This window comes from Moorena sp. SIO4E2, assembly GCF_010671945.1.
GTDB classification, from domain to species: domain Bacteria; phylum Cyanobacteriota; class Cyanobacteriia; order Cyanobacteriales; family Coleofasciculaceae; genus Moorena; species Moorena producens.
Genome location: NZ_JAAHIE010001412.1, coordinates 1 through 1,066, shown reverse-complemented (window position 1 = coordinate 1,066; position 1,066 = coordinate 1). Strand labels below are relative to the sequence as shown.

General features: G+C 47.8%; 2 protein-coding genes. One reads left to right on the top strand and one right to left on the bottom strand.

Annotated features, from left to right (window positions below; genetic code table 11):
- Nucleotides 1–211, top strand: a 211-nt coding sequence (locus F6K37_RS44085) for a hypothetical protein (protein ID WP_287257440.1), incomplete at its 5' end; no start/stop codon positions are given.
- A 26-nt stretch (nt 212–237) separates the two neighbouring features.
- On the opposite strand, the gene F6K37_RS44080 is transcribed toward F6K37_RS44085, so the two are convergent.
- The gene (locus tag F6K37_RS44080; protein WP_008189645.1) at nt 238–774 is read right to left on the bottom strand and encodes a Uma2 family endonuclease; all 537 of its coding nucleotides are present in this window, start codon (nt 772–774) and stop codon (nt 238–240) included.
- Between the last annotated feature and the right edge of the window lie 292 nt (nt 775–1,066).

Sequence of the window (1,066 nt, the reverse complement as noted above, 5' to 3'; positions counted from 1 at the left end):
GTTCGATTTCTGCGATATTGAGCCAGGAGCTATGTTTGGGGCTGTGGTGGATTTTAAGTTTTTTAGTGCGATGCTCCTTGGCCTTGGCCAAAAGGCCACGCTACGCGAATGGGCCACGCTACGCGAATGGAACCGCTTCGCGAACGCATTATCTTGTCGGTTGGATTTCACGAAGCTCAACCCAACATCATCGATCTCGGGCAACAAATAGCATAAAATTAGGTAAGGGGCAACGATCTATGATCGGCGAGTCATAGTCATTACCCCGTTGACCGTAAGTTCGGGGAGAATGCCTAAGCTTGGTAGAATTTCTTCTCCTGAACAGACTATGGGTAGGTCATCTCCCTGCCAGACCCAAATCTGCTGACGAGCGAAATCGATTAACCAGGCTAATTGTGTTCCATTACTGAGGCAATGCAGAATCTTGTTTTGCAAGTTTAAAGTGCTTTGGTCAGGGGAACGAATTTCTATCAGCCAATCGGGTGCTCCATCAAGGGGTCCGTCCTGATCAGGAAGATGATCGCAAGCAACGATAGCAATATCTGGCACTGGCGAGTAGGGAGGTATGATGCAGCGTAGCTCCTGCACCGCTTCAAATCGATTGGTACGATCATTAATGTAATTAACCAGATTGCGTTGTAGGCGCGAGTGAAAGAGGGTTGGCATTGGTTTTTGGACTGCTCGCCCATCAATTAATTCCCATGCCGGAGAAGCCTCAATATTGGCTTGAGTGAGGAATTCTGCGAGGGCAATCCTTGGGATCGACTGGGTCATAGCTACTTACAAAATTTCACTGGTTCAGTTTATACCAACCACAGTACAGGCCAAATCTTGCCCAAGGTTGCCCAAGAGAAGCACGCTTCCCTTGCCCGATTACAGACTAGGGCGTGTTTTCAAAGTTTTACGCCAGATGATGATCCCCCCCAGCCCCCCTTAAAAAAGGGGGGAGCCATACTCAAAGTCCCCCTTTTTTAAGCTATGCATTAGTCACATTTTTCTTAACATAATGGGACTTGACACCAGAAGTGGTTTTCGGGGAAAGTAGAAGCCAAGTCTGTGCGATATC